Below are 23068 nucleotides of genomic sequence, written 5' to 3'. Positions count from 1 at the left end.
ACGGCTTCACGGTCGTCCATCGGGTTCAATCAGGTGGTCCAGATATCTTTCAGCCAATTCGAGAATAACCACATCCGGTTTTTCCTCAGCCACCAATCCCAAATCGACGGAAAAGTCAGAGACATACACTACCCGGCTGAAATGTTCGGAAGTGAACGGTTGAAGACCGTTAAAAAACGAATCTCGGAAGATGACCGCTTTTGGCAAAGCCTGATCGGGCATCACCGTGATCATCTGCCCGGCAGGCGGATTTTTCAATCCGCGGGATGGTTTTTCAAACCGGGCATGCAAAGCAGTAAACGGTTCGGTGATATCACCTTTCAGGTGAATTAACCCGGCCAGATCCCCGGATGTTGATTCTGTCACCTGATCAAAATCAGACAGTGGATGCGGTTTAAGGATGGGGAAATCTGGCTGAAGAGCCAGAAGAATGGCTTCATAAGCCGCCCTTGCACCGATTGGATTCCAATGCGTATCGGTCTTGAAGTAAACCGGCGCTTTTTCCTTTTCCGCAAGCATTGTGTTTCTCAAATCGAGAATGGGGATTCCGGTTCCATCGAGGCTGACGAGAACCTGATCAGCCCATGTGGGATTTTCCGCCCGAACTATACCATCCGGCAAGTATTCTGGATAAATGGTTTCCTTGTTGGGAGCTATCACAAAGAGAAAACGAATACCATCTTTTTCCAGTTTGCTTTGAATGGAAAGCATATTATCACGAATGCTTTGCTGTTGTGCTTCCGTCAATGGATGAACACGCTGGTAGTAATCCAGATTTCCTTCATGGGTGTAATACATCCACCCATCCCGCCCCATGAGTACCTGCGGAAAAACGGTTTCATGCAGTACGAAATAGCGCATCCAGTAATCCATGCGGATCAGAGAATCACGGAAGATAAAATTCGTATTGAAGCTGCGGCCGTAATTCACAGGGAAATCCACCAGACTGGCAAAACTGGTTCCGACACCATTCGGTGAAAGCAGGTCAATCGGTGTTGCCCATCGGCTGAACAACCCAAAAACGCCCAGCATAATTAAAGCGGCCAGGGGGATGATCGTAATCCAGGATAACTTCCGGCTTACCGGTTCGGTATTCTCCGTCATCTTAAAAATTTCCATAAATATACGGCTGAAATGTGGATCCGGCCACCAAAATCAAACTGACGGCCAGCAGAATGAGACTGAAAAGGGTTTGCAGCCAGTTTTTCCGAATTCCAGTCGCCTGTTGCACAATTTCTGAGATCAAATTGGCAGCCGGGAACGAGAACACCACACCCAGGATGAGGATAGCCCAGAGACTGGCCGTTGGAGGATACAGGATGGAATATGGAGTAGTCCCGGCCGGAGGGTTCAATCCAATCAAGTTTTGCAGAAATCCAATGGCAAAAGCCGGACTGTTTGACCGGAAGAATACCCAGCCAATCATGACAATGATCAATGCCCAGGCATGTTGAATAACTCCAGGGAGTTTGCGCAGCACTTTACCCGCCGGGGAGTTTTCAATACAAATAGCCATACCATGCAATACACCCCAGATGAGGAAGTTGATGGTCACACCGTGCCATAAACCGGTTAGGAAGAATACGATAAGCACATTTGTATACTGGTTGAGCCAGCGATTTCCTCCCGCCCGTTTACGCTCCAGTGGATAGAATACCACTTCACGAAACCAGCCAGAAAGTGTCATATGCCAGCGGCGCCAGAATTCAGATATGCTTTTTGCCTGGTATGGGTAGTTGAAGTTTTCCGGCAGCTGCAATCCAAAGATTTGTCCCAGGCCAATGGCCATATCGGAATATCCGGAAAAATCGAAATAGATTTGCAGAGTGTAGCAAAGCAATACCAACCAGGCATTCGGAGCCGATAGATTCGGCATTGCCTGATCAAAAACGCCGTGATCCACCATCAGACTGAGGCGGTCAGCAATGATGGCCTTTTTGGCAAGCCCCAAAATGAACCGTCTGGCACCCTCTCCCGCCCGGTTGAGATCAAACTTTCTTCCACCCAGTTGACCAAATACCTGACGGTAGCGGGTAATCGGTCCTGCAACAATTTTCGGAAACGCCGACATGTATTCTGTAAAATACAGAAGACTATCGGCGGCTGGAGAACGGCCAGCGGCAATATCCAACAGATAAGCCACCGCCTGAAAAGAGTAAAAAGAGATACCAACAGGAAGTGCAATGCTCTTTAATAAATATGGTTCAAGGCGGGCAAATCCAGAACCCGGCCATGCATTTTTCAGTGCACTCACCCAGTCTGGACCGTAGGCAACGAGAAGCTTGAAACCCAGCATGAGCGCCAGGTTGAAAATGATACCGCCAACTAATCGCTGCCGGGTTGGATTATTCTTTTCACGATCCTTTTGCAGACGTTTTCCGAGGAAATAATTAACGAGGGTTGATAGCAGAAATACAGGGAATAAGAGAGGCCCGGCCCACAGACAGAATGCCAGACTGGACAGTGTGAAAACCCACGGACGCCATTTCTCCCCGACGATCCCATAGACAGTCAGTGTGACAGGAAGAAAAGCAAAAAGAAACAGTGGAGATGTGAAATTCATTCGGCGGCCGGCAAAATGGGCATGGATGGGCCCTCAACTCCCAATCTTTCTGACAGCGCCGCCCGCAGTGCGGTACGATCATCCCATGGATACTCTACAGTACCAAAACACATGGATTGCTCATGGCCTTTTCCGCAGCAAATCACCAGGTCACCCGGACGAGCTTCATTCACTGCCTGCCGGATGGCTTCACGTCTATCGGGTATGCGGAAAAAGGATTTCCCTTCAACGCCACCCATGTTAATGGCAGCAGATGCCATTTCGCCTAAGATCGAAGACAGTGATTCTGTTCGGGGATCTTCGGCTGTCAAAATAGAAATATCTGCGTTTTTATGCGCCACCTCTGCCATCATGCGGCGTTTTTCACGGTCGCGAAGACCGGCGGAGCCAAATACGGTAATAACCCTGCCTGAAGTCATCTGACGGGCAGTTTCCAATGCGCGCAAGAGGGCGTTGGGCGTATGTGCAAAATCCACAATAGCCGTAAAATCTTGCCCCATATTGATGCGCTCCATGCGGCCGGGTATTGTCCGCAGAGCATTAATACCATCAGCAGCAATTTGGGGTGAAATACCCACACCAAAAACCGCCGCGGCAAATGCTGCCAGACAATTGGATACATTATACGAACCGACCAGATTGCATTGGATAGGCTGCTTCCATTCGCACGACGAAATTACAAATTCCATACCGGCTGGTGTGTAATGAATTTCTTCCGCCCAGATGTCGGCATCACCCACAACACTGTAGCTGCACTGGTTACGTCCGGAAATGCCATGTAAATACTCATATGAAAGATCATCCCTATTCAAAACAGCCAGCCGCGGATTTCCGCGAGTCTTGACAGTGGTATCTTCCAACATCCGAAACAGTAAACCTTTGGCATGTCGGTAGTTTTCATATGAACCATGAAAATCGAGGTGCTCATGGGTGATATTGGTAACCACGCCGATATCAAATTCCGATCCGGTCACCCGATGCTGCGCCAGTCCATGCGATGTCGATTCAAGCACCACGTGAGAAATCCCGGCACCTGTCATTCGTGCCAGATATCGTTGAATGTCCGGCGCTTCGGGTGTGGTAACGTGTAAACCGGTATCCAGTACTTCATCACCAATCACAGCATTTACTGTAGAGATAATTCCAGCATGCAACCCTGCCTGCAGCAGGATTTGAAAAATTAAATTTGATGTGGTGGTTTTCCCATCGGTACCGGTCACCCCGATGACCATCAGGTTGCGGGCCGGGTATCCGTAAAATGCCGCCGATATATATCCCAATAACTCCCTGGAATTGGCTGTTTGTATATAGGGAACGGTCAATCCTTCAACCGGTTTTTCTCCTACAATCCCGGCTGCGCCATGTTCCAAAGCCTGCGGAATATACTGGTGACCATCTGCATATTCTCCCGTTAGGGCAAAGAAAAGATTGCCCGGTTGAACGGCACGCGAATCCATCGCCAGTCCGGTGATTCGGGCATTATTCCAGTCACCCATCAACCGCCACTGGCAGGGCACATCGGAAAGAAGTTGCTGAAGAGATTGTTTCAAAAATCCGGTCATAGGCTTTGCCACTATTCTACCTTGAATCATATTCGTATTCCAAGACGCTCAATGAGACGGCTGGAATTAAAACCAAAAGAGCGGCAGTCATGCCGCTCTTTGATGACAGGTTAAGAGAGATAAATTAGTTCAAACTCTGGCGCAGATTTTGCAGTTGTCCGGAGACTGAACCATCTAAAACCCGGTCGCCGACTTTTATAACCAATCCGCCAAGGATGGAAGGATCCACTTTAAAGCTGACAGCCGCGCTGCCACCCAATGCACTCAAAACATCCTTCTTGACAGTTTCCTGCTCGGCAGCTGTCAATGGCAGAGCACTGGTGACTTCTGCTCCGGCACCTTTGATTGTTCCAGCTTTTTCCAAAACAATCACCTTGCCTGATTTCACGCCGCTAAAGAATTCATCCAACAGTGCATGTTGGCGTTTCTCGTCCAGTGTCTCACCGATCAATTTTTGTGTCGAAGCGATTGCCAGTGCAGCCACCTGCCCTCGTATCTCACCGAGGATGCGGTTGCGTTCCTGTTCCAGTTCCAAAGCCGCTGCTTCTCGCGCTTTGGCAGCTTCCGCCTCGATATTGGCGCGAATATCGCGTCCGGCAGATTCAGCCTGCTCTGTGGCAGTACGAAGAATTTCTGCCGCCTGTGTCTGGGCTTCCGCCACAATCTTTGCCGCATCTTTTTCGGCATTGGCGCGGGCTTCTGAAGCCACCTGAGCATCTTCCAAACCCTGAGCAATGGTCTTGCGTCGTTTTTCCAACATTCCCAGCATGGGACCATAAGCCCACTTTTTCAGGGTCACAAATACGATGATGAACATCAGTATTTGAACAATTAAATAACCGAGATTAATTCCTAAAGCTTCCAATGGTTAGCTCCTTTCTCAGCAATGCGTTTAGAGAACGAAGAGCATCAGGAAGGCGATCACCAGACAATAAATGGCGATGGCTTCCGAGAAAGCAATACCGAGAATCATGTTGGTCAGCAGGTTGCCGTACGTGTCAGGATTACGGGCCATACCGCCGAGAGCTCCATGGACACTCAGTCCAATACCAATACCACCCCCAAGTGCGCCGATCATTGAAAGACCTGCACCGATAAATTTTGCTGCTTGAACGATATCACCTTGCATCTTGACTCCTTATCTCCAACCTGCAGATGGAATTTCAAAAATTAAGCCGCATGTTCTTCTTCATGCTCACCGTGGCCTTTTGTTGCCATGGCCATGAAGATCATGGTGAGCATACCGAACACAACAGCCTGGATCAAACCAATGAATACCTCGAACAATACAATGAATGATTGGGCAAAAACTGGAACCATTGCACCAACCAGGAACAACAAGACAGAACCGGCAAATACATTACCGAACAACCGGAAGGCAAACGAAAGGATTTTGGAGAATTCGGAAATCAGCTCCAATAAGCTGACAAGAAGATCCATAGCTCCAAAGAAAGGTTTCGTCCAAAGAGTTCTGGTATTGAAAAACTTGCTAAAATACCCAATGCCCTGGGCGCGTAGACCGATCACCTGGGTCATAGTTACAGAGATCAAAGCCAATGCTGCCGTAAAATTCAGGTCAGTGGCAGCTGCACGGAGATACGGCGTCACCATATAGCCGCCCTCTTTTACAGCATCGCCAGTACCTTTGACAATGGCAGCCACAGCTCCGGGAATCAACGGCAAAAGAGGATATCCATGAGCAGATTCTTCCAATCGGCCAATGCTGTCAACGCCCGGAATCAGTTCCATCCAGTTGGCTGTTAAAACGACCAGGAAAATGGTCATAAAGTAGGGGAATATCGTTCCAGCCCATTTTCCTGCCGTTGATTCCGTCATGTTATAAAGGGCTTCCACCAGCATCTCGATGGCGCCCGTAATGCCTTTGGGAATCAGATCGCCTTTTTCGAGGTCCTTCTTGATCTTAAAACCGAGAAGAAGCACCAGAATATAGGCAATAAAAACTGCCAGCATGGTATTGGTCAAATAAAACGATCCAATTACCGGTAAGGTGAATAAGGGCTGAGAAGTCAAGTTCTCAGGAGCCACCTGAATGTGGGGTTGAATCGGGGGAAAATACTTCGCCCCAAAAATTCCCAGAATAATACAGGCCAATAAAATCCAACGGTTGACGCCCCAGCGCCATTTACTTTTGGCTTCCAACTTCCTGTTCCTCCTGCGCTGCCGCTTGCGTCTTTATTTTGCGAATCGCGGCTCGTGAAACGTAAAGCATGACACCCAGGGAAACCGGAATACTCCCAATTAATAAACCGAGAGTAAACCAGGGACGGCTGCCGAAGCGATTGTCCAGATAAAGCCCGCCAAAAAGGGCAGCCAGAATAATGATCAAGGTAAGACAGCCAACCTGACTGACAAGGGCAGCCATGGCAAGATTGAAATTCCGTTGTTTTTGATCGGTTTTGCCGGTAGGTTCCTTGATCATGTGGAAAAGATTATATCATCACCAAGAAATGACCGTCAATAAAGAGCGAGTGAAGATGCTGCTGTAATGCTCCATCCATACCACGGAAGTATGATTACTCCCAGAATCAGAATACCAGCCAGACATACAATAAATGCAATCCGCCAGGAATTTGTTTCAATTTTTATCAAGGGTGTTTCCCTGGGATGGTCAAGGAAGGCGATCTTCAACACTTTCAAGTAATAGTACAGACTGAGAACTGAATTCAACACAGCCACAATCACCAACCAGGCCATTCCTGCCTGGACTCCAGCGGAGAAGACCAGCAATTTGCCTACAAAACCGGCAAATGGAGGAATTCCCCCCAGTGATAAAAGGCTGACCAGTAATGAGAATGCCAGTACGGGTGACCGCTGGGTTAACCCCGCCAATGAAGAAATATCATCATTGCTGTTGGCCTGACCGATGACTTGCGCCAGGGCAAACGCCGTCAGGTTGGTCACCAGGTACGCCATCAGATAATACGTCACTCCGGCAGCCCCCAGATTATTGGACGCAGCCACACCCACCAGAATGTACCCCGCCTGCGCAATGGAGGAATATGCCAGCAGCCGTTTGAAGTTCTTTTGATTTATTGCAAGTAAATTTCCCACAAGCATACTTGCCACTGCCATAGCAGCGAGAAGATACGGCGAATATGGGGAAAGCACCGGTAATATGGTGAGTGCCAGGCGCAGGAGAACGGCAAATCCGGCTGCTTTGGATGCGGTTGAGATAAAACCGGCAACCACCGTTGGGGCGCCTTCGTATACATCTGGCGCCCAGAAATGGAACGGAACGGCACTGATTTTATAGCCCACTCCGGCTAAAATCAGCATGACCGCCATCGTGGTCACCATGGGTGGAATCTGACCGGTTTGTATGGCGGCATTGATGGCATACAATTGGGTGGTTCCACTGAATCCATATAAAAAAGTGAAACCGAAGACCATAATGGTGGAAGCCACTGCCCCGTAAAGCATGTACTTCAAACCCGCCTCAACAGATGATGTTTCACGATAATGAAATCCAGCCAGAATATACAATGGGATGGAAGCCAATTCCAATGATAGATAGATCATGATCAGGTCAGAAGAAGCCGCCAGCAGGCACATTCCAAGGGTGGATATCAACAGAAGGAAATAGAACTCTGCTGAAACGCACTTTGAATCTTCCAGAGCAAAAAATGCGGTCAAAGCAGCGCCAGTTATAAATATGACTTGAAATACACTCGCCGCTGCATCCTGCCGGAGCATCCCGCCCCAGATATACAGCCCGCCAGATTGGTGACCGGAAATCATCACACCGCCAATGGCTGAGAATATTAATCCGACCACTGTCACCCATCCGATCAAGGCAGGAGAGAATTTTTTCAATCCGAGATCAAGTCCCAGTACCACTAAAGCCAGAATGAGCAGGAGAATCTCCGGCAAAATTGACAGAATCGGGGTGATATTGCCAGATGAGATGCCCATATCACCGGCCTCCCAGAATCAACAGAATCCGGTCAACACCGCTGTTCACCAGAGGAACCATAAGTGATGGGAAAAGCCCAAGGGCAATCATGATCAGGCTGAGAAATCCGATAGTAAATTTATCCAGCCCACTTACGTTCTCGATAATTCCGGTCATATTTTCAGGCAGTTCCCCAAAGAAGACACGTCTTACAACAAGCAGGATGTATCCTGCCGTTACAATGATCCCCAGCACGGCCACCACGGCCACTATCGGCGCCGACCTCCAGGCGCCCATAAATACAGGGAACTCTGCTGTAAAACCGGAGAAACCCGGCATACCCATCGATACCAGTCCGCTGATAATAAATCCGACGGCCGCCATTGGCATTACTTTTATCAATCCCCCCAGCCGGTTGATTTCACGGGTGTGGGTACGGTCATAGACCATTCCGACAATGGCAAAGAAGAGAGCCGTCATTACACCGTGAGAAAACATCTGCAACCCGGCACCCATCAACCCTTCACGGTTAAGAGTGGCAAAACCGATCATCACCAATCCCATGTGCGAAACGGATGAAAAACCGATCACATACTTGAAATCTGTCTGAACCAGGGCGATCAGCGCACCATAAACAACATTAACTGTTGCCAGTGCCAGAATGACATACGCCCAGTATCTGGCACCCTCCGGAAGCAGCATTATCCCGGCTCGCAAGGCAGCAAAAGCGCCTACTTTCATCTCCACACCGGCCAACAGCATGGAGACAGCCGTTGGAGCAGCCACATGTCCATCAGGCGCCCAACTATGGAATGGAAACAGACCGCCCAGAACAGCAAAACCAAAAAATACGAAAGGAAACCACAGCCGTTGGAAATCTGCCGCGAAACCGGCTTTTTCCAGAGCGAGCATGTCAAATGTGTTGGCGCCTGAAAGGAATACCATTGCCAGTACACCCACCAACGCGACCACCGAACCCAGGAACAGGTAGAGAGTCAGCTTCATCGCACCATATTCGCGGGTTTTCGGGCTGCCCCAGATTAAGATCATCAGATATTTGGGGAAGACAGCCATTTCAAAGAAAAAGAAAAGCATGAAAAGGTCAAGCGAGCAAAAAACACCGAAAACGCTGGCAGCCAGGAACATCAAGAAACTGAAGAATTCTCTGGGCCGTTCCTCAATATTCCAAGAGACAGCCACACCGCTTGCGGTGACAATTCCAGCCAGTAAAACCAATGGCAGGCTGATACCGTCAACTCCCACGTGATAGGAAATGCCGAGCGCAGGAAGCCAGTCCACCTTCTGAATGAACTGATAACCACCCGCAGGAATATCGTAACGGGCATATGCCCATACCGACAACGCCAGGGCGATCAGACTGCTAATCAAAGCCAGCAGACGCGGAGCCTTCTTTTCTGACATCGGCAGTAAAAGAATGACGATGCCGGTCAGAAGCGGTAGTGCAATGATAAATGTCAGCACAGATAGATGCATCGTCCCTCGTTAGAATACGGCCATGGCCGCTTTGTTGATCATTTCCAGTAGCCAGGCCGGCCAGATGCCATTGACCAGCATTAATACCATCAACGGAACCATGATTACAAGTTCATCCAGGCGGATCTCGGTCAGCTTACTGTTCCATTCCTCGTTCAATGGACCCTGCAAAACCATTTTTAATGCTTTCAGTATATAAACGCCGGTGAAGAACAAACCAATCATACTGAGAGCTGTTGCCAGCGGGTATACCGCCCAGGCTCCCCGGACAACCAGGAATTCGGATACAAACCCACCCAGACCGGGCAATCCAAGAGACGCCATGGCGGTGAACATCAATACGCCGCCATATACAGGAAGGATTGACCACAAACCGCCAAAACGAGTCAGGTCGCGGGTATGTGCCCGTTCATATAAAACACCAACCAGGAAGAACATCCCAGCAGCGGAAAGGCCGTGGTTGAACATCTGCATGACTGCCCCATTTACGGCAATAATGGCATGTTGAGTTCCTGCCGCCATGGCGGCTGCCGCCACTCCAAGCACCACAAAGCCCATATGGTTGACGGATGAATAAGCCACAAGACGTTTGAAATCGTTCTGTCCGTATGCACCAAGCGCACCGAAAACAATGGAAATGGCTGCCAGAACGGCCAGCCATCCGGCAAATTGATGAGATTCCGTCGGGAAAAGCGGCAATACCAGTCGCAAGAATCCGTACGCTCCAAGTTTAAGGAGCACACCGGCCAGAATCATTGATCCGGGTGTGGGTGCTTCGGTGTGGGCATCGGGCAGCCAGGTATGGAACGGCCACACCGGCACCTTAATGGCAAAAGCCAGCACAAATGCCCAGAAGGCCACAGCCTTGACGGTTGCCGGTGAGAGACCAAATAAAGGCAGCGGTGATGTATCCGGCCAGGTAGAGGTCAACTTGATCAGATCAAATGTGCCTGAAGCCGCCCCCATCATCTGGATGGCCAGCAAAAGGCCGAGTGAACCGGCCATGGTATACAAGATAAATTTCAGTGAAGCATAGTTACGGTTCTCACCGCCCCACTGGTTGATGATGAAATACATGGGGATCAGCCCAATTTCCCAGAAAACAAAGAACAATAACAGGTCTAAAGACAGGAATACACCCAGAAGACCTGTTTCCAGGAACAGGAACAACATGAGGAAGCTTTTTTGATGGGTTTTAATGGTGGTGGATGCCAGAATAGACAACGGCACAAGCAAAGTGGTCAATAAGACCATCGGAAGCGACAGACCGTCTACCCCAAGGTGATAGCTGGATCCGATAGCCGGATACCAGGGGGTGTTCTCCACAAACTGGTATCCCTGAATCTGACTGTCAAACCGCCCCCACAAGATCAAGGTCAGCACAAAGGGCAATAGAGAGGTAAAGAAGGCAAACAATCGCAGCATACGCGGACGGTCTGCCGGCAGGAATATCATGAATAGTGCCGCGATGGTTGGCAGGAATAAAATCAGGGAGAGAAGGTGTCCGATCAACATGCGTTTATCCTCTTCCCATCAGGTAAAAAACAACCATTCCTGAAACGACAATCACCCAGAGGGTATACAACATATACTGTTGAATCCGTCCGCTCTGCACTTTCCGCAGGATTTGTCCCCAATGAATGAGCCTGTTCCCCAACGCATCACCGCCGTTGCTGATTACCGGTTTGTCAAAACCATTTCGCAGCAGAGAACCTAAGGCAGGCATCAGGGCACTCAGGCCGTTAACCATCCCGTCAATAATTCGGTTGTCCAACCATAACGCCGTAAATATTTCTGCCATCCATCTGGCTGGACGGATAAATATAGCCGAATACACTTCATCAATATAATATTTCTGCTTTAATAAAGAGAATACCGGTCCGAGAGCTCTTTCCACAGGATCTACCTGCCCGGCCTGATAACCTCGGTAAACGCGCCACCCGAGATATAAACCACCGATAGAGACAACGAGAGAAACTACCAGAGGCAGGGAGGAGAATACTTCCGGAGAATGTCCCTCCAGTGGATTCATCGGGGAGAGAAACGTTATGATCCATCCGGCCTGATGTGCACCTGTTAGTGGAAAACCTGCCGGTATGCCAATCCAACCGGCGCCAATGGCAAATACAGCCAGAACCACCAGCGGGTAGGTCATGATCGGTTTGTTTTCCTGTGCATGCCCCGCCGCCTGACTTCTAGGCGTTCCCAGGAAAGTAAGGGTAATCTGCCGGGCGGTGTAAAACGCTGTAATCAAGGCAGTGATGGCCAATACAATAAATACCACCCAGAACCGGCCCGAAAAAGCGCCGGAAAGAATTTCATCTTTTGACCAGAATCCGGCTGTGAGAAGCGGGAAGCCGGCCAGCGAAAGACCGCCGGCCGAAAACGTCCAAAAAGTCAATGGCATGGTTTTTCGCAATCCACCCATATGAAACATATCCTGCACGTCTACAGGATCATCTTCCGCCAGGGCGCCATGTTCCATACCGTGTATGACCGAACCGGCTCCCAGGAATAAAAGGGCTTTGAAAAAAGCATGAGTAAACAGGTGGAAGACGGCGGCTGTATAGGAACCAACTCCCAATGCCGCCACCATGAAACCCAATTGAGAGATAGTGGAATATGCCAGAACGCGTTTTATGTCATTTTGTGCTATGGCAATGCTGGCAGCGAAAAACGCCGTGAATGTACCAATCACGGCCAAAACCATCATGGGGGGAGTCAGCGGGCTGCCGGGAGTCCAACCTGCACTGATCAAGGGGAATGCCCGCACAGCCAGATATACACCGGCAGAAACCATCGTGGCAGCATGGATCATGGCCGAGACAGGTGTGGGGCCTTCCATGGCATCGGGCAGCCAGATATGCAAAGGGAATTGTGCAGATTTTCCAACCGTTCCGATGAACAAGAGCAGCCCGGAAAGCCCGGCAAGTGAAAGCCCGAATACTCCTGTCGGTATGGCCGCCAGCTGAACAACCACATCGGGCCGAAAAACAACATCATAGCTCAGTGAACCGGTTGATGTATAAAGGGCTGCCAGACCGAGCAGCATAAACACATCCCCTACCCTTGTGGTCAAGAAAGCCTTGACAGCAGCATCGCGGGCAGATGGTTTAGCATACCAGAAACCGATGAGCAGATAAGAACACAGGCCCATGATTTCCCAGCCGATATACAGCGTCAGCAAATTGTCGCTAATAACCAGCAGGTACATGGCAAAGGCAAACAAACTTATCAGACCAAAAAACCGCGCATACATGGGCTCCACAGATGGAACATGGATAATCTTGCCTTCATCCGAAGTATGTAAAGCACCATGGGGCGGCAGGCCAGGTTGATCGTGTACACCGGCCGGGGCATTGTAATTGTGATATCCAATGCTATAGATAAAAATACACAAAATTGTCCAGGCGACGAAGAACAGGGTAACGGCACTTAATGGGTCTATGCGTATCCCGACCTTCAACCACTCTGCTCCCATCGGAAGCCAGTTAATGGTTGAAATTATCGGGAACCCGGTCAGGTCTTTGACCTGTAAAGCTTTCCAGAACACAAACATACTCCCAAGCCAGGAAAGTCCGGCGCCAGCCACAGCCAGTGAATGACTGAGTCCGCGTGATCGGTTTGCACCAAGTGAAATCAGCACAAAGGCAATCAGCGGAGGCAGCGGGATCAACCAGAGGAGTTTTTCTATTGCCACAGTTCTGGAAGCCTCAACCTTTCAAAGAATCAAAATCACCAGCGGTAATAGTCCGCCGGTTGCGATAAGCCGAAATGATCAATGCCAATCCGACAGCTGTTTCAGCAGCCGCTACAGCAAAAACAACCGCTATGAAAACCAGACCATTCATATGGGCTGAATACAAATAACGCCAGAATGCCAGAAGATTAATGTTCACAGCATTTAACATAAGTTCAATGCCCATTAAAATGCTGATGGCATTCTTCCGGGCTATGGCACCAAACAGGCCAATAAAAAACAAAGCCAGTGAAAAAGCAAGAATCCACGAGAGCGGTATCATGGCATTCAATCTCTGTGATGATCGCGGGCAATATAAATACCCCCGATTAAAGCGGCCAGCAATAATACGGAGACAATTTCAAATGGAAGGGCAAATCCCTGCGGATCGGTAAGGCTCAGTCCCAGTACAGTGATGGTATCAACAGACGGGTCCAGATTCACCGGAATGGCATAAAAACCAACCCACATCGACAGAATAAAAACCAGGCTGGAAAACAACAGAGCAGATCCGAGGGCGGCATAGAGAAAACCCGGATTCATCTGACTGTGTTCAGGGCTCATGGAATTCTGTGTCAACATCACGGCAAAAATAATCAATATGGCAATGGCACCGATATAAACAACCACCTGGGAAACAGCGAAAAATCCACTTCCCAGCAATGCAAAAATGACCGCCACACCCACCAGTGCCAGGATCAAGGCGAGGGCAGATTGCATCATACGGCGTAGCGAAACAACCATCACCGCGGCAGCCAGGGTTAGAGCTGCCACAGCCAGGAACACAATTTGTACTGCGGTCATAAAAGCACCTCGCTGATGTCATCCGGTAATTCAGTGGATGCACTGGGAACAACCAGCGGGCGGCGTTTCTTCTGTGCGAAAATTTTCAAGAAACGCAGGGTTACCAGCAGCATTACCAGATTGGCAGCCAGCAATCCCAGTACACGGATTGTTGGTGTAAACAACGCGAGAGATTTATCAACCACTGCCGTCACGATCAGGATACCGATCGCAAGAGGAGTAAATAATTTCCAATTCAAGTCCATCACCTGGTCAATCCGGAAACGAGGCAATCCCGCCCGCATTAACAGTATGGTGAAGAATACGACGGTGGTTTTAATCATGGTATAGAGCAGACCCAGCCAGGGGTACTTTTCCGCTCCCGGTCCGAGCCAGCCACCCAGGAAGATCACAGCAAACAAAACTGAGATGGTAAAGGCATGAAGAAATTCAGCCACATAGAACATGCCGAATTTCAGTCCAGAGTATTCAATATTAAAACCAGCCACCAATTCCGATTCGGCTTCCGTCAGGTCAAACGGAGCACGTGCATTTTCAGCCACCTGGGAAATAAAGAAAATAAAAGCGGCCAGAGGTGCAACCACCACAAACCAGGGATTTTGAGCCTTTACAATGTCATTCAAACCCATGGAACCGGTGAACATTACCGGAACGAGCAACGTCAGGATCATGGGAACTTCATAGGAAATCATCTGACCGATAGCCCGGAACGCTCCAATCAAGGCGAATTTGTTATTGGAGCCCCACCCGGCCAGGATCATTCCAAGTTCACCAATCGCACCGGCGGCCACAACATAGAGCACACCCACATTCAGGTTCACACCGAGCATATTGATGGCAAATGGAAGAACAGCCCATACGAACAACACCCCTGCCACCGATAAAATGGGAGCCAGGTTATAGGGAATGAGGTCTGCACCGTCAGGGGTTATGAATTCCTTAGTAAAAATCTTCAACATATCTGCAACCGTCTGGAAAATACCAAACGGGCCCACACGGTTGGGTCCAAACCGATCCTGAAAACGGCCGATCAGTTTCCGTTCCAGCCAGATCAGGAAAACAGTAAAAACCATCGCACCTGTTGCCAGCACAAATCCACCCAGGATGTACAGGATGATCCGGGAAACATCTGCCGGCAATCCCCAACCTGTTAACACGGCGAAAAGCCAGGCATCCAGCAATCCGATGGGGTCTGTCCAAAAAGTCATAGCCCCCCCTTATCCGGATAATTGAAGCCTGTCAATTCCATTGAAGGGCTCCCTTCTTCCAGGCATAGATGAGACCACCAGCGAGAAGAAGCAGGAACACCACCGCTTCAAGTACGGCGAATAATGTCAACTGGCGGTAGGCAACCGCCCATGGATACAGGAATACCGTCTCAACATCAAATACAAGGAAAACGAGTGCGTAAATGTAATACTGCACTCTGAATTGAACCCAGGTATCCCCCACGGTTTCTATCCCACATTCATACGTGGAATTTTTGATTTTATTCGGTTTTTTAGGTGCAAGCCACCCGGCAATAAGAATCGCCGCCGCCGGAAGAAAGAGCGAAATGAGAATAAACAGGCCGATGTATACCCAATCATTGACCATGTTGATGTTTTTCTCTTCTCCCAGGGTAAATTATGATCAGTTACTGAAGTTATTCTAACATAAAAGCCGGTCTGTAAAAAATAGATGGCTTATTTTTACCTGATTTCTCCACAATCTAAATCGTGTATTACCGTTTCATACACAGTTTGGCTGCCATCAAGGGTTTTCAGAGAATCCCAAATCTGACAAAAATAGGGTTTTGCGTTTCCAGTTAATTCAACGGCCCTGTTAGTGAGTTTTCGGGCTTCCTCCCACGAACCGGAATGCCCCAGTGCCTCGATTATTGGAGCATATTCTGTTCCATTTTTCGGTCCCAATCCAGAATTAACAGCCGCATGATGGAGATCAAGAACCTTTTGCCATTGACCGGATTGCCGAGCCAGATCAGCTTTTTGGAAATAATAACACCAACCATGTGAGGCTTCACTTCCAAACAATTCAGAAGGAAGTGATTTTGATGCAGCCTCTGTTATTATCTGGTCAGGATGTGAAATGGACAGCAATTCACTTTCGCTGTCATCGAGATTTGGATACGTTTTATCCTGTGATGTCATCACCCGCAGGCATGATTCGCCATATTTATAATAAACAGCGAGGCCTTTTGAGGTTGTGCTATCGAATTTTATATCTCGCAATTCGAATTTCAGTGGAATACCTTCCACATAATCAGGGATGGAACCTCCCCGGTCAGATATGGCACTGAAGAACCAGATGGGAAGGTCTGAATTTTCTCCGTTGGCATAGATGACATTCAATCCGAATCCAGCCGAATATTCAGCCGATAGACCTGTGGGTACTTTGTTTCCCAGAATAGCCGTGCCTTCTTTAACATCCGGTATCCGCCATACTATCTGGTTGTAATAATCCTTTTGCGCATCCCAGTTTAATTTGTATTTTGCCGTATTCTGAACCTGAAAAGCGGTGCCTAGTGCGAGAAATACAGAAAGGAATACCGCCCGTCTGAATGGATTTTGAGAAAACCAGCCAGCCAGTCCGGCCAGCAAAATCGCTATTCCAAACATTAAACCGAGAGAAAATCTGTCTGACCACATTCCCAGGATAATCTGCCGGTTGGTGCTCCAGACAGGCAGCCCGCCCATAATGACGGCTATGAAACCCAGTAGAACAGACTGCAACGGAAAATGGTCAGTGTCAGAAACATCCCGCCCGGCGACGGCATGCTGTTTCATAAACATAACTGCCAGAATGGCCATCACAAGTCCGATGGCATAAGCAAACAGGGTGGTGGTATGCGTGAAATCAATTTCTGCGGGCACAATAGACTTGCTCCAGGCAAATACCAGCGCCTGAGATAAGTCCTGTGCCATATTCTGAAAAAGATGCGTTAGTCCCGGCAATGGATGTACCAGAATTTCGCGCAAGAGAAGAGGCGCGTTGGCCTCGGGATCCGTGTGAATTTGAGGATAATAAACAAACCGGTAATAAACAAAGACACATAAAACTCCAACATAGGGAGTCCATTTCAACAGGGCTTTTTTTATAGCTTCCTTCCAATGAATACCCATTTGAATCATCAAAAGCAAGAAGAATACTGGACGTAACAATTCCAATCCAATGACATACTCCATGGACATGGTTTCAATCAATGAAGCCAGTAACGCCAGAATCGTCAACCAAATCCGATGCTTGGGGTTTTTTATGGCGGCCAGACTGGCCACGAGAGACCAAAGGAACAGGGCATACAATACCCAGAACAAACTATAAGTCAATGAAATTGGCTGCTGTGAAAACCCCGGATAGATGGCTAGTAGAAGTGTAGCGAAGCCAGCCTCCAGTTTTCGATCGGGCCAGAGTTGTTTGAAGAAAATCCAGAATCCCAGACAGCCGGCCCATCGGGCAATAATGGCAAAGAACTGCCAGGCAGTGGGATTAATCCCGATGAGCGGCGTCAGAAGAACATATAACCAGGCCGACAGAGGCCGGTCATACGCGAAAAATCTCCAGAAATTATGGGAATTTTTTAGACTGGCAAGGTAAACAGTCGGCCAATCATCCCAGTAAAAACCCATCCGATTGATTTGATAACCATAGGCAATCAACATGGTGGCAAGCAGAAAAACAGGAAATGCGAGGGGATGACGGGTGATTTTTCGAAGAAAGTTCATACAGGAACCAGTTAGAAAAGATTTCCGTTCATTATAGCCATAAACAGTTCCATCCATGCGTATCAGTCGGTAAAATGCCATGCCGCAGGCAGTTTCCCGGGGTAGAATTCGATTCGACATTTTTTACAGACAGGAATTGAATCGATGACACATGTGATAACACAAGCAGCGCCCGCCATCGTTTTTGATTTTGGCGGTGTTTTGATGGATTGGAATCCACATTATTTATTCGATAAATTAATGGACAATGATCCGGTGGCAGTGGATAAATTTCTCTCCGAGGTTGGTTTTTTCGAATGGAACGAGGAATTTGACCGTGGCAGACCGTATGTTGAGGGTGTTGCCATGTTGTCAGACCGATTTCCTCAATATGCAGATTTGATCCATGCCTATGATGAACGTTATCTCGAAACTGTTCGCGGATGCAATCAGCCGGTAGTTGATATTTTAACGTCCCTTAAGGAACAGAATTATCCGCTTTTTGGTTTGAGTAATTGGTCCTTTGAGAAATTTACACAGGTCCGAAAAAAGTATCCTTTCTTTGACCTGTTTGATGATATGGTCATTTCAGGTCTGGTGAAGTGTATTAAGCCAGGGCCTGAAATTTTCGGCATTCTACTTCAACGCACCAGCCGCGCTGCAGGTGATTGTATTTTTATTGATGACCATAAACCGAATATAGATGCCGCCAGGGATTTAGGGTTTCAAACCATTCTTTTCAAATCGGCGGTGCAATTGAAATCTGATTTGGCCGAACACGGTATATTCCTCGCCTGACGAAGTCATACCATGTTACATGCCTGTATTCTTATTCCAACAAATAGGTTCCCTGTACATTTTGTAGGGTAGAAGCAACCGGCATACAATCATCCGAAATTCACAACCCTGCTCCGGTTGCTTCTACCGATGACATATCCCAGACTCCATCTACCGGAAAAGGCAGATGGAGAAATGACCTTTACGCATTCATAGAAGCGCACCATCTGCTTCTACCCTGCAGAATATTCGCAATAGATTTCATTCAAATCTCTTGGCTTCGTTCCAATACTCGTCCATCTCATCCAATGACATGGATGGTAAATCCCGTCCTATTTTTCTGGCGCTTTTTTCAATGTGTTTGAACCGCCGACGGAACTTCTGGTTGGTTCCGCGCAAAGCACTTTCAGAATCTACTTTGTACCAGCGGATCAGATTAACCACGGCGAATAGTAGATCTCCTAATTCCTTTTCCACTTCTTCCGGTGATGTGGCTTTCTTTACTTCATCCAATTCTTCCATCACCTTATCCCAGACCGGTTCAATGGACGGCCAGTCGAAACCAACCCGGGCTGCCCTGTCTTGCAGTTCCTGGGCTTGTGTAAGTGAAGGCAATATTACAGGCACACCATCCAACAGACCTTTTTCCGGTACCCCTTTATCCGCCCGTTCCTGTTGTTTGAGTTTTTCCCAATTCTGTAAAACATTTCCTACCCCGGTGACTTCTGTACCGCTAAAAACGTGTGGATGCCGCCGTACAATCTTGCGGTATATTCCAGACACAACATCTTCCATGCGGAACTCACCGGCTTCGGCAGCAATTTGAGCATGCAAGACGATCTGCAAAAGCAAATCACCAAATTCTTCCTGCATTCCAGCAATATCATTGCGGTCTATGGTTTCCAGAGTTTCATAGGTTTCTTCCAGTAGATTATTCCGAAGACTTAAATGTGTTTGTTCACGATCCCATGGACAACCATTGGGTGCCCGTAAATGGGCAATAATCTCTTGAAATTCCTCAAAGGCATTGTCTTTCGATAATGGCATCACCAACAGGTTTACAAGAGATGCATCCTTGATCTCCAGCCCCTTTTTCAGGTCAGCCAAAAGCAGCTCAGTACAAGAAGAAGTGGTACCGGCCTGCTCAAAAACGATTTTCACAGTCTGATCATCGGGATAGACACAGGAAAGGATGGAATAAATCTCACTGCATTGATTCGTATCCGAAATGCCAGTGATCAACAATGGATGAGACGGGTTATGGAGTGGATGGTGTTTTCCCAGAAGCAGGCCACCCGGTATGATCGAAACTGGCTGGGTGCTCTCCAACCCGAGTGTTGAATAGAGATGTGTTATGGATGAGGCAAGAGATTCAGCGTTCATATTAAATCACCTGTTAATGCAACAAAGTTTTCCGGAGTAAACCATACTCCGGAAAACCCGTTGTAATAGACATCGTCTGGCGGAATACATTCCGCACAGCAATTCTAACGTTTTGTGTAGGTAGGTGCCTTGCGGGCGCGTTTGAGGCCTGGTTTTTTGCGTTCCTTGATCCGGGCATCCCGCGTCAGGTAGCCGGCTTTGCGCAGAGCCGGATTGGTTTCCGGATCCATTTTTTGCAAGGCGCGGGCCAATCCAAGTTTGGCAGCATCGGTCTGTCCGGTGACGCCGCCGCCATTTACCACAATGGTAATATCAAGGGTACTCTGGTTCATATTGGCTGCCTGTACAGGCCCCAGAATTTCCTGAAGATCACCATACCGGGTGAAATAGGCTTCAGCGGGTTTTTCATTTACGGTGAAAACACCGGCGCCGCTGGCAACACGCACACGTGCTGAGCTTTCTTTTCGCCGTCCGACACCCTCAAAATAAGTTGATGCCATAATTCCCGTGCTCCTTTAGGCTACTAATTTCGGGTTCTGAGCAGCATGGGGATGCTCATTCCCGCCATAGACTTTCAATTTCTTCATCAACTTGCGTCCCCATTTATTGTGGGGAAGCATACCCCATACGGCCGATTCGATCACACGGTCAGGGTGAACTTTCAACTGTTCTTTGAGGCTGATGGACTTCAAACCACCCGGATAACCGGAATGGCCGTAGTAAATTTTGTCCGTCATGCGTTTTCCCGTGACGGCAACTTTGCTGGCATTCAAAACGATAACATAATCGCCTGTGTCAACGCCAGGGGTGTATGTAGGCTTGGTTTTACCCATCAGGATCATAGCGATATGTGTTGCCACGCGGCCGAGAATCTGCTCGTTGGCATCAACAATCCACCATTCACCTTCTTGTTTTCCTTTTGGGACGTAGGTTTTATCCACTGCATCCTCTCCATTCCATCGAATTGCTGCAAAAACCAAATTTTTGATGATTGCTAACGATCCTTGCCTTGCTTGTTCGGGTATTCCACCTCCACAAGAGTTAAGCCATTGGCCGGCGCCATTCCAGGTGGAAGAGGAGCAGCCTTCTCAATGCCATTCTGAAGTTCCTGAAGGGTTATTCGATCTGTGGCATACAATACCTGCTGCCAGACGATTCTTCGTATCATATGATACAAAAAAGCATTCGCCGTGACCTGATATATCAAGTCACCGTTTGGATCGAATTGCCATTCGCTTGTTCGAACGTCTCGAATTGTGGATGCACCCGGTTTCATGGGAGCGCCGAAGGAAGAGAAATCATGAGTTCCAAGGAAGCACGGGGCTGCTTCCTGTAACCGCTTGATCTCTACTTCAGGCCAAATCCGCCAGGCGGTTCGATTTTTCAACGGATTTCTCGCCTGGGAGAAGTAAATCCGGTATTGATATGTTCGAGACAGTGCATCAAAGCGGGGATGAAACTCCGCATCTGCCACCTTCACATCCAATACAGATATGTCTTCGGGCAATCTGGCATTTAGAGCATTCCGTAAGTCTTCCAGACTGTGATTCCATTTCAAACCAAATGAAATCACCTGTCCTGTGGCATGCACTCCTGTATCCGTTCTACCGGCACAAATAGTGCTGTGCTCCTGCCAGTTCAATTGCCGTAAGGCTTCTTCCAGTACGAGTTGAACCGTTCGCTGCTTTCCCTGACGTTGATAGCCAGAGAAGAGCGTTCCATCGTAGGCAAGAATCAGTTGGTAACGTTCCATGCCTTTCCGGAATTCCCGGAAAGATTAACCTTCGACCAGTTCGATGATCACCATTTCTGCTGCATCACCGAGGCGTGGTCCAGTTTTTACCATCCGCGTATATCCGCCGGAACGGGTTTTGAAACGCGGGGCGATATCATCAAACAGCTTCTTTACGATCTCCGCATTACCCAGTTGGGCAGCAGCCTGACGACGCGCGTTGACTTTGTCAATGTCGCTGGCTTCGCTGCTGTTCTTGGCAAGGGTAATCAAGCGTTCTGCATCTCCACGAATTGCGAGGGCTTTCGTGTGAGTGGTTTCGATACGCTCGTGAGTAAAGAGCTGGTTGATCAACGTGCGGCGAAGGCTCGCACGAGAATCGCGATTACGACCTAAATGAAATCCTGCTACCTGATGTCGCATATTTGATCACTCCACATCTTTATCTTGAGGCAGGTAGTTCTTTTCCTGCATCTTTTCGCGCAGCTCATCCAGGCTCTTTTCGCCGAAGTTGCGGATGGACATCACCGCTTCTTCGCCTTTTTCCAGCAGATCCAGCACATCGCCGACCGTGGTAATTCCGGTGCGTTTCAACGAATTGAATACACGCACCGAAAGATCAAGGTTTTCGATTGGGGTTTCGGCTGCTTCACTGGTTAACCGGCTGCCGCTTACTTCTTTTTCAACACCCATTACACTGACTTCTTCAGAGACACCAGATACCAGGCGTAAATGTTCGATAAGAATTTTTGACGCGGTCCCCAGAGCCTCTTCCGGTTTGATGGTGCCATCAGTCCAGATTTCAAGGTTCAGTTTATCGTAGTTGGTGCTCTGCATCACACGGGCCGATGAAACCGTCCAATTGACACGTTTCACGGGCGAGAAAATGGCATCCACCGGAAGTTCACCGATGGGCAAATGTGTGGTGCGTTCATTGGCTGGAGAATATCCACGACCGCGTTCAACAGTCATGTCTATTTCCAGTTTCGTCTTGGGGTCATCCACAGTGAAAAGATACAGATCAGGGTTGACAATTTCAACTTCCGGCGGTGCGATAATATCGGCTGCGGTAACCTGTCCTTCACCGCGAATATCCAGGCGAAGATGAGCGGTTTCAACGTCATTCATGATCAGACGGATTTGTTTGATCTGCAGGGTCACCTGAATGACATCTTCACGAACACCCGGGATATCACTGAACTCATGCAATACATCCGCAATACGGATGGATGTGATCGCCGCTCCGGAAAGGGAAGACAGCATTACCCGGCGAAGTGCATTGCCAAGGGTTACGCCATATCCATGTTCCAGCGGACTGATTACGAATTTGCCATAGTTTCGAGCATCTGCTTCTCGCTCGACTTTGGGTGTAACCATGTTTAAGAGTGTAGTCACGTTTT

At 48.5% G+C, this 23068-nt stretch carries 23 protein-coding genes; 1 reads left to right on the top strand and 22 read right to left on the bottom strand.

Going from position 1 to position 23068, the window contains the following annotated elements; translation table 11 throughout:
- Positions 1-6 precede the first annotated feature (6 nt).
- The 16 genes from LTAR_RS00250 to LTAR_RS00175 all read right to left on the bottom strand — a co-directional run bounded on the left by LTAR_RS00250 (position 7) and on the right by LTAR_RS00175 (position 17878).
- Positions 7-1104: an alginate O-acetyltransferase AlgX-related protein gene (locus LTAR_RS00250; protein WP_062420126.1), complete on the bottom strand. Its 1098-nt coding sequence runs from the start codon at positions 1102-1104 to the stop codon at positions 7-9.
- A gap of 1 nt (position 1105) precedes the next feature.
- Positions 1106-2563 carry an MBOAT family O-acyltransferase gene (locus LTAR_RS00245; RefSeq protein WP_062420125.1) on the bottom strand — a complete coding sequence of 486 codons (1458 nt, stop codon included), beginning with the start codon at positions 2561-2563 and terminating at the stop codon, positions 1106-1108.
- Positions 2560-4155, bottom strand: coding sequence for a UDP-N-acetylmuramoyl-L-alanyl-D-glutamate--2,6-diaminopimelate ligase (locus LTAR_RS00240; protein ID WP_081419713.1), 1596 nt, complete (start codon positions 4153-4155; stop codon positions 2560-2562). Before LTAR_RS00240 ends, LTAR_RS00245 begins: the two co-directional genes overlap by 4 nt.
- Before the next feature lie 94 nt (positions 4156-4249).
- A complete protein-coding gene (gene atpF, locus LTAR_RS00235) occupies positions 4250-4990 on the bottom strand; it encodes a F0F1 ATP synthase subunit B (protein ID WP_062420123.1) in 741 nt (246 codons plus the stop codon).
- 27 nt (positions 4991-5017) lie between these two features.
- On the bottom strand, positions 5018-5254 hold the full coding sequence (atpE, locus tag LTAR_RS00230; RefSeq protein ID WP_062420122.1) for an ATP synthase F0 subunit C: 237 nt from the start codon (positions 5252-5254) through the stop codon (positions 5018-5020).
- Between the two features lie 41 nt (positions 5255-5295).
- Positions 5296-6285 (bottom strand): F0F1 ATP synthase subunit A, encoded by a 990-nt coding sequence (atpB, locus tag LTAR_RS00225; protein WP_062420121.1) that lies wholly within the window; start codon positions 6283-6285, stop codon positions 5296-5298.
- Entirely contained in the window at positions 6269-6565 is a 297-nt protein-coding gene (locus LTAR_RS00220) for an AtpZ/AtpI family protein (RefSeq protein WP_062420120.1), read from the bottom strand. Before LTAR_RS00220 ends, atpB begins: the two co-directional genes overlap by 17 nt.
- Before the next feature lie 35 nt (positions 6566-6600).
- Positions 6601-8058, bottom strand: coding sequence for an NADH-quinone oxidoreductase subunit N (locus LTAR_RS00215; RefSeq protein ID WP_062420119.1), 1458 nt, complete (start codon positions 8056-8058; stop codon positions 6601-6603).
- A 1-nt stretch (position 8059) separates the two neighbouring features.
- Positions 8060-9532, bottom strand: a complete 1473-nt coding sequence (locus LTAR_RS00210; RefSeq protein WP_062420118.1) for a complex I subunit 4 family protein — start codon at positions 9530-9532, stop codon at positions 8060-8062.
- 9 nt (positions 9533-9541) lie between these two features.
- The gene (locus LTAR_RS00205) at positions 9542-11047 is read right to left on the bottom strand and encodes a complex I subunit 4 family protein (protein ID WP_062420117.1); all 1506 of its coding nucleotides are present in this window, start codon (positions 11045-11047) and stop codon (positions 9542-9544) included.
- Positions 11048-11051: 4 nt separating this feature from the next.
- On the bottom strand, positions 11052-13232 hold the full coding sequence (nuoL, locus tag LTAR_RS00200; protein WP_062420116.1) for an NADH-quinone oxidoreductase subunit L: 2181 nt from the start codon (positions 13230-13232) through the stop codon (positions 11052-11054).
- A gap of 13 nt (positions 13233-13245) precedes the next feature.
- The gene (gene nuoK / locus LTAR_RS00195; protein WP_062420115.1) at positions 13246-13554 is read right to left on the bottom strand and encodes an NADH-quinone oxidoreductase subunit NuoK; all 309 of its coding nucleotides are present in this window, start codon (positions 13552-13554) and stop codon (positions 13246-13248) included.
- A gap of 5 nt (positions 13555-13559) precedes the next feature.
- A complete protein-coding gene (locus tag LTAR_RS00190) occupies positions 13560-14075 on the bottom strand; it encodes an NADH-quinone oxidoreductase subunit J family protein (protein WP_062420114.1) in 516 nt (171 codons plus the stop codon).
- The gene (gene nuoH, locus LTAR_RS00185) at positions 14072-15283 is read right to left on the bottom strand and encodes an NADH-quinone oxidoreductase subunit NuoH (protein ID WP_062420113.1); all 1212 of its coding nucleotides are present in this window, start codon (positions 15281-15283) and stop codon (positions 14072-14074) included. The genes LTAR_RS00190 and nuoH overlap by 4 nt, the downstream gene beginning before the upstream one ends.
- Before the next feature lie 31 nt (positions 15284-15314).
- Positions 15315-15671 (bottom strand): NADH-quinone oxidoreductase subunit A, encoded by a 357-nt coding sequence (locus tag LTAR_RS00180; RefSeq protein WP_062420112.1) that lies wholly within the window; start codon positions 15669-15671, stop codon positions 15315-15317.
- Positions 15672-15766: 95 nt separating this feature from the next.
- On the bottom strand, positions 15767-17878 hold the full coding sequence (locus tag LTAR_RS00175) for a hypothetical protein (RefSeq protein ID WP_062420111.1): 2112 nt from the start codon (positions 17876-17878) through the stop codon (positions 15767-15769).
- 63 nt (positions 17879-17941) lie between these two features.
- Between LTAR_RS00175 and LTAR_RS00170 the strand changes: the two genes are divergently transcribed.
- Positions 17942-18574: an HAD family hydrolase gene (locus LTAR_RS00170; protein WP_062420110.1), complete on the top strand. Its 633-nt coding sequence runs from the start codon at positions 17942-17944 to the stop codon at positions 18572-18574.
- A 240-nt stretch (positions 18575-18814) separates the two neighbouring features.
- On the opposite strand, the gene mazG is transcribed toward LTAR_RS00170, so the two are convergent.
- The 6 genes from mazG to LTAR_RS00140 all read right to left on the bottom strand — a co-directional run bounded on the left by mazG (position 18815) and on the right by LTAR_RS00140 (position 23063).
- Positions 18815-19936 carry a nucleoside triphosphate pyrophosphohydrolase gene (mazG, locus tag LTAR_RS00165; protein ID WP_062420109.1) on the bottom strand — a complete coding sequence of 374 codons (1122 nt, stop codon included), beginning with the start codon at positions 19934-19936 and terminating at the stop codon, positions 18815-18817.
- A 104-nt stretch (positions 19937-20040) separates the two neighbouring features.
- A complete protein-coding gene (rpsI, locus tag LTAR_RS00160) occupies positions 20041-20436 on the bottom strand; it encodes a 30S ribosomal protein S9 (RefSeq protein ID WP_062420108.1) in 396 nt (131 codons plus the stop codon).
- A 15-nt stretch (positions 20437-20451) separates the two neighbouring features.
- Entirely contained in the window at positions 20452-20877 is a 426-nt protein-coding gene (gene rplM, locus LTAR_RS00155; RefSeq protein WP_062420107.1) for a 50S ribosomal protein L13, read from the bottom strand.
- 53 nt (positions 20878-20930) lie between these two features.
- The gene (gene truA / locus LTAR_RS00150) at positions 20931-21689 is read right to left on the bottom strand and encodes a tRNA pseudouridine(38-40) synthase TruA (protein WP_062420106.1); all 759 of its coding nucleotides are present in this window, start codon (positions 21687-21689) and stop codon (positions 20931-20933) included.
- Positions 21690-21713: 24 nt separating this feature from the next.
- The gene (rplQ, locus tag LTAR_RS00145; RefSeq protein WP_062420105.1) at positions 21714-22091 is read right to left on the bottom strand and encodes a 50S ribosomal protein L17; all 378 of its coding nucleotides are present in this window, start codon (positions 22089-22091) and stop codon (positions 21714-21716) included.
- Between the two features lie 6 nt (positions 22092-22097).
- A complete protein-coding gene (locus LTAR_RS00140) occupies positions 22098-23063 on the bottom strand; it encodes a DNA-directed RNA polymerase subunit alpha (protein ID WP_139044366.1) in 966 nt (321 codons plus the stop codon).
- Positions 23064-23068: the final 5 nt, after the last annotated feature.

This window comes from Leptolinea tardivitalis (genome assembly GCF_001050275.1).
GTDB lineage: Bacteria > Chloroflexota > Anaerolineae > Anaerolineales > Anaerolineaceae > Leptolinea > Leptolinea tardivitalis.
The sequence above is the reverse complement of the archived record's forward strand: the minus strand, read 5'-3'. Positions and strand labels throughout refer to the sequence as shown.

Excerpts from the sequence above, each read along its gene's own strand:
- LTAR_RS00250 (WP_062420126.1), bottom strand. The coding sequence starts at position 1,104 with ATGACGGAGAATACCGAACCGGTAAGCCGGAAGTTATCCTGGATTACG.
- LTAR_RS00245 (WP_062420125.1), bottom strand. The coding sequence starts at position 2,563 with ATGAATTTCACATCTCCACTGTTTCTTTTTGCTTTTCTTCCTGTCACA.
- LTAR_RS00240 (WP_081419713.1), bottom strand. The coding sequence starts at position 4,155 with ATGATTCAAGGTAGAATAGTGGCAAAGCCTATGACCGGATTTTTGAAA.
- atpE (WP_062420122.1), bottom strand. The coding sequence starts at position 5,254 with ATGCAAGGTGATATCGTTCAAGCAGCAAAATTTATCGGTGCAGGTCTT.
- LTAR_RS00220 (WP_062420120.1), bottom strand. The coding sequence starts at position 6,565 with ATGATCAAGGAACCTACCGGCAAAACCGATCAAAAACAACGGAATTTC.
- LTAR_RS00215 (WP_062420119.1), bottom strand. The coding sequence starts at position 8,058 with ATGGGCATCTCATCTGGCAATATCACCCCGATTCTGTCAATTTTGCCG.
- LTAR_RS00210 (WP_062420118.1), bottom strand. The coding sequence starts at position 9,532 with ATGCATCTATCTGTGCTGACATTTATCATTGCACTACCGCTTCTGACC.
- LTAR_RS00205 (WP_062420117.1), bottom strand. The coding sequence starts at position 11,047 with ATGTTGATCGGACACCTTCTCTCCCTGATTTTATTCCTGCCAACCATC.
- nuoK (WP_062420115.1), bottom strand. The coding sequence starts at position 13,554 with ATGATACCGCTCTCGTGGATTCTTGCTTTTTCACTGGCTTTGTTTTTT.
- LTAR_RS00190 (WP_062420114.1), bottom strand. The coding sequence starts at position 14,075 with ATGACCGCAGTACAAATTGTGTTCCTGGCTGTGGCAGCTCTAACCCTG.
- nuoH (WP_062420113.1), bottom strand. The coding sequence starts at position 15,283 with ATGACTTTTTGGACAGACCCCATCGGATTGCTGGATGCCTGGCTTTTC.
- LTAR_RS00180 (WP_062420112.1), bottom strand. The coding sequence starts at position 15,671 with ATGGTCAATGATTGGGTATACATCGGCCTGTTTATTCTCATTTCGCTC.
- LTAR_RS00175 (WP_062420111.1), bottom strand. The coding sequence starts at position 17,878 with ATGGCATTTTACCGACTGATACGCATGGATGGAACTGTTTATGGCTAT.
- LTAR_RS00170 (WP_062420110.1), top strand. The coding sequence starts at position 17,942 with ATGACACATGTGATAACACAAGCAGCGCCCGCCATCGTTTTTGATTTT.
- mazG (WP_062420109.1), bottom strand. The coding sequence starts at position 19,936 with ATGAACGCTGAATCTCTTGCCTCATCCATAACACATCTCTATTCAACA.
- rpsI (WP_062420108.1), bottom strand. The coding sequence starts at position 20,436 with ATGGCATCAACTTATTTTGAGGGTGTCGGACGGCGAAAAGAAAGCTCA.
- truA (WP_062420106.1), bottom strand. The coding sequence starts at position 21,689 with ATGGAACGTTACCAACTGATTCTTGCCTACGATGGAACGCTCTTCTCT.
- rplQ (WP_062420105.1), bottom strand. The coding sequence starts at position 22,091 with ATGCGACATCAGGTAGCAGGATTTCATTTAGGTCGTAATCGCGATTCT.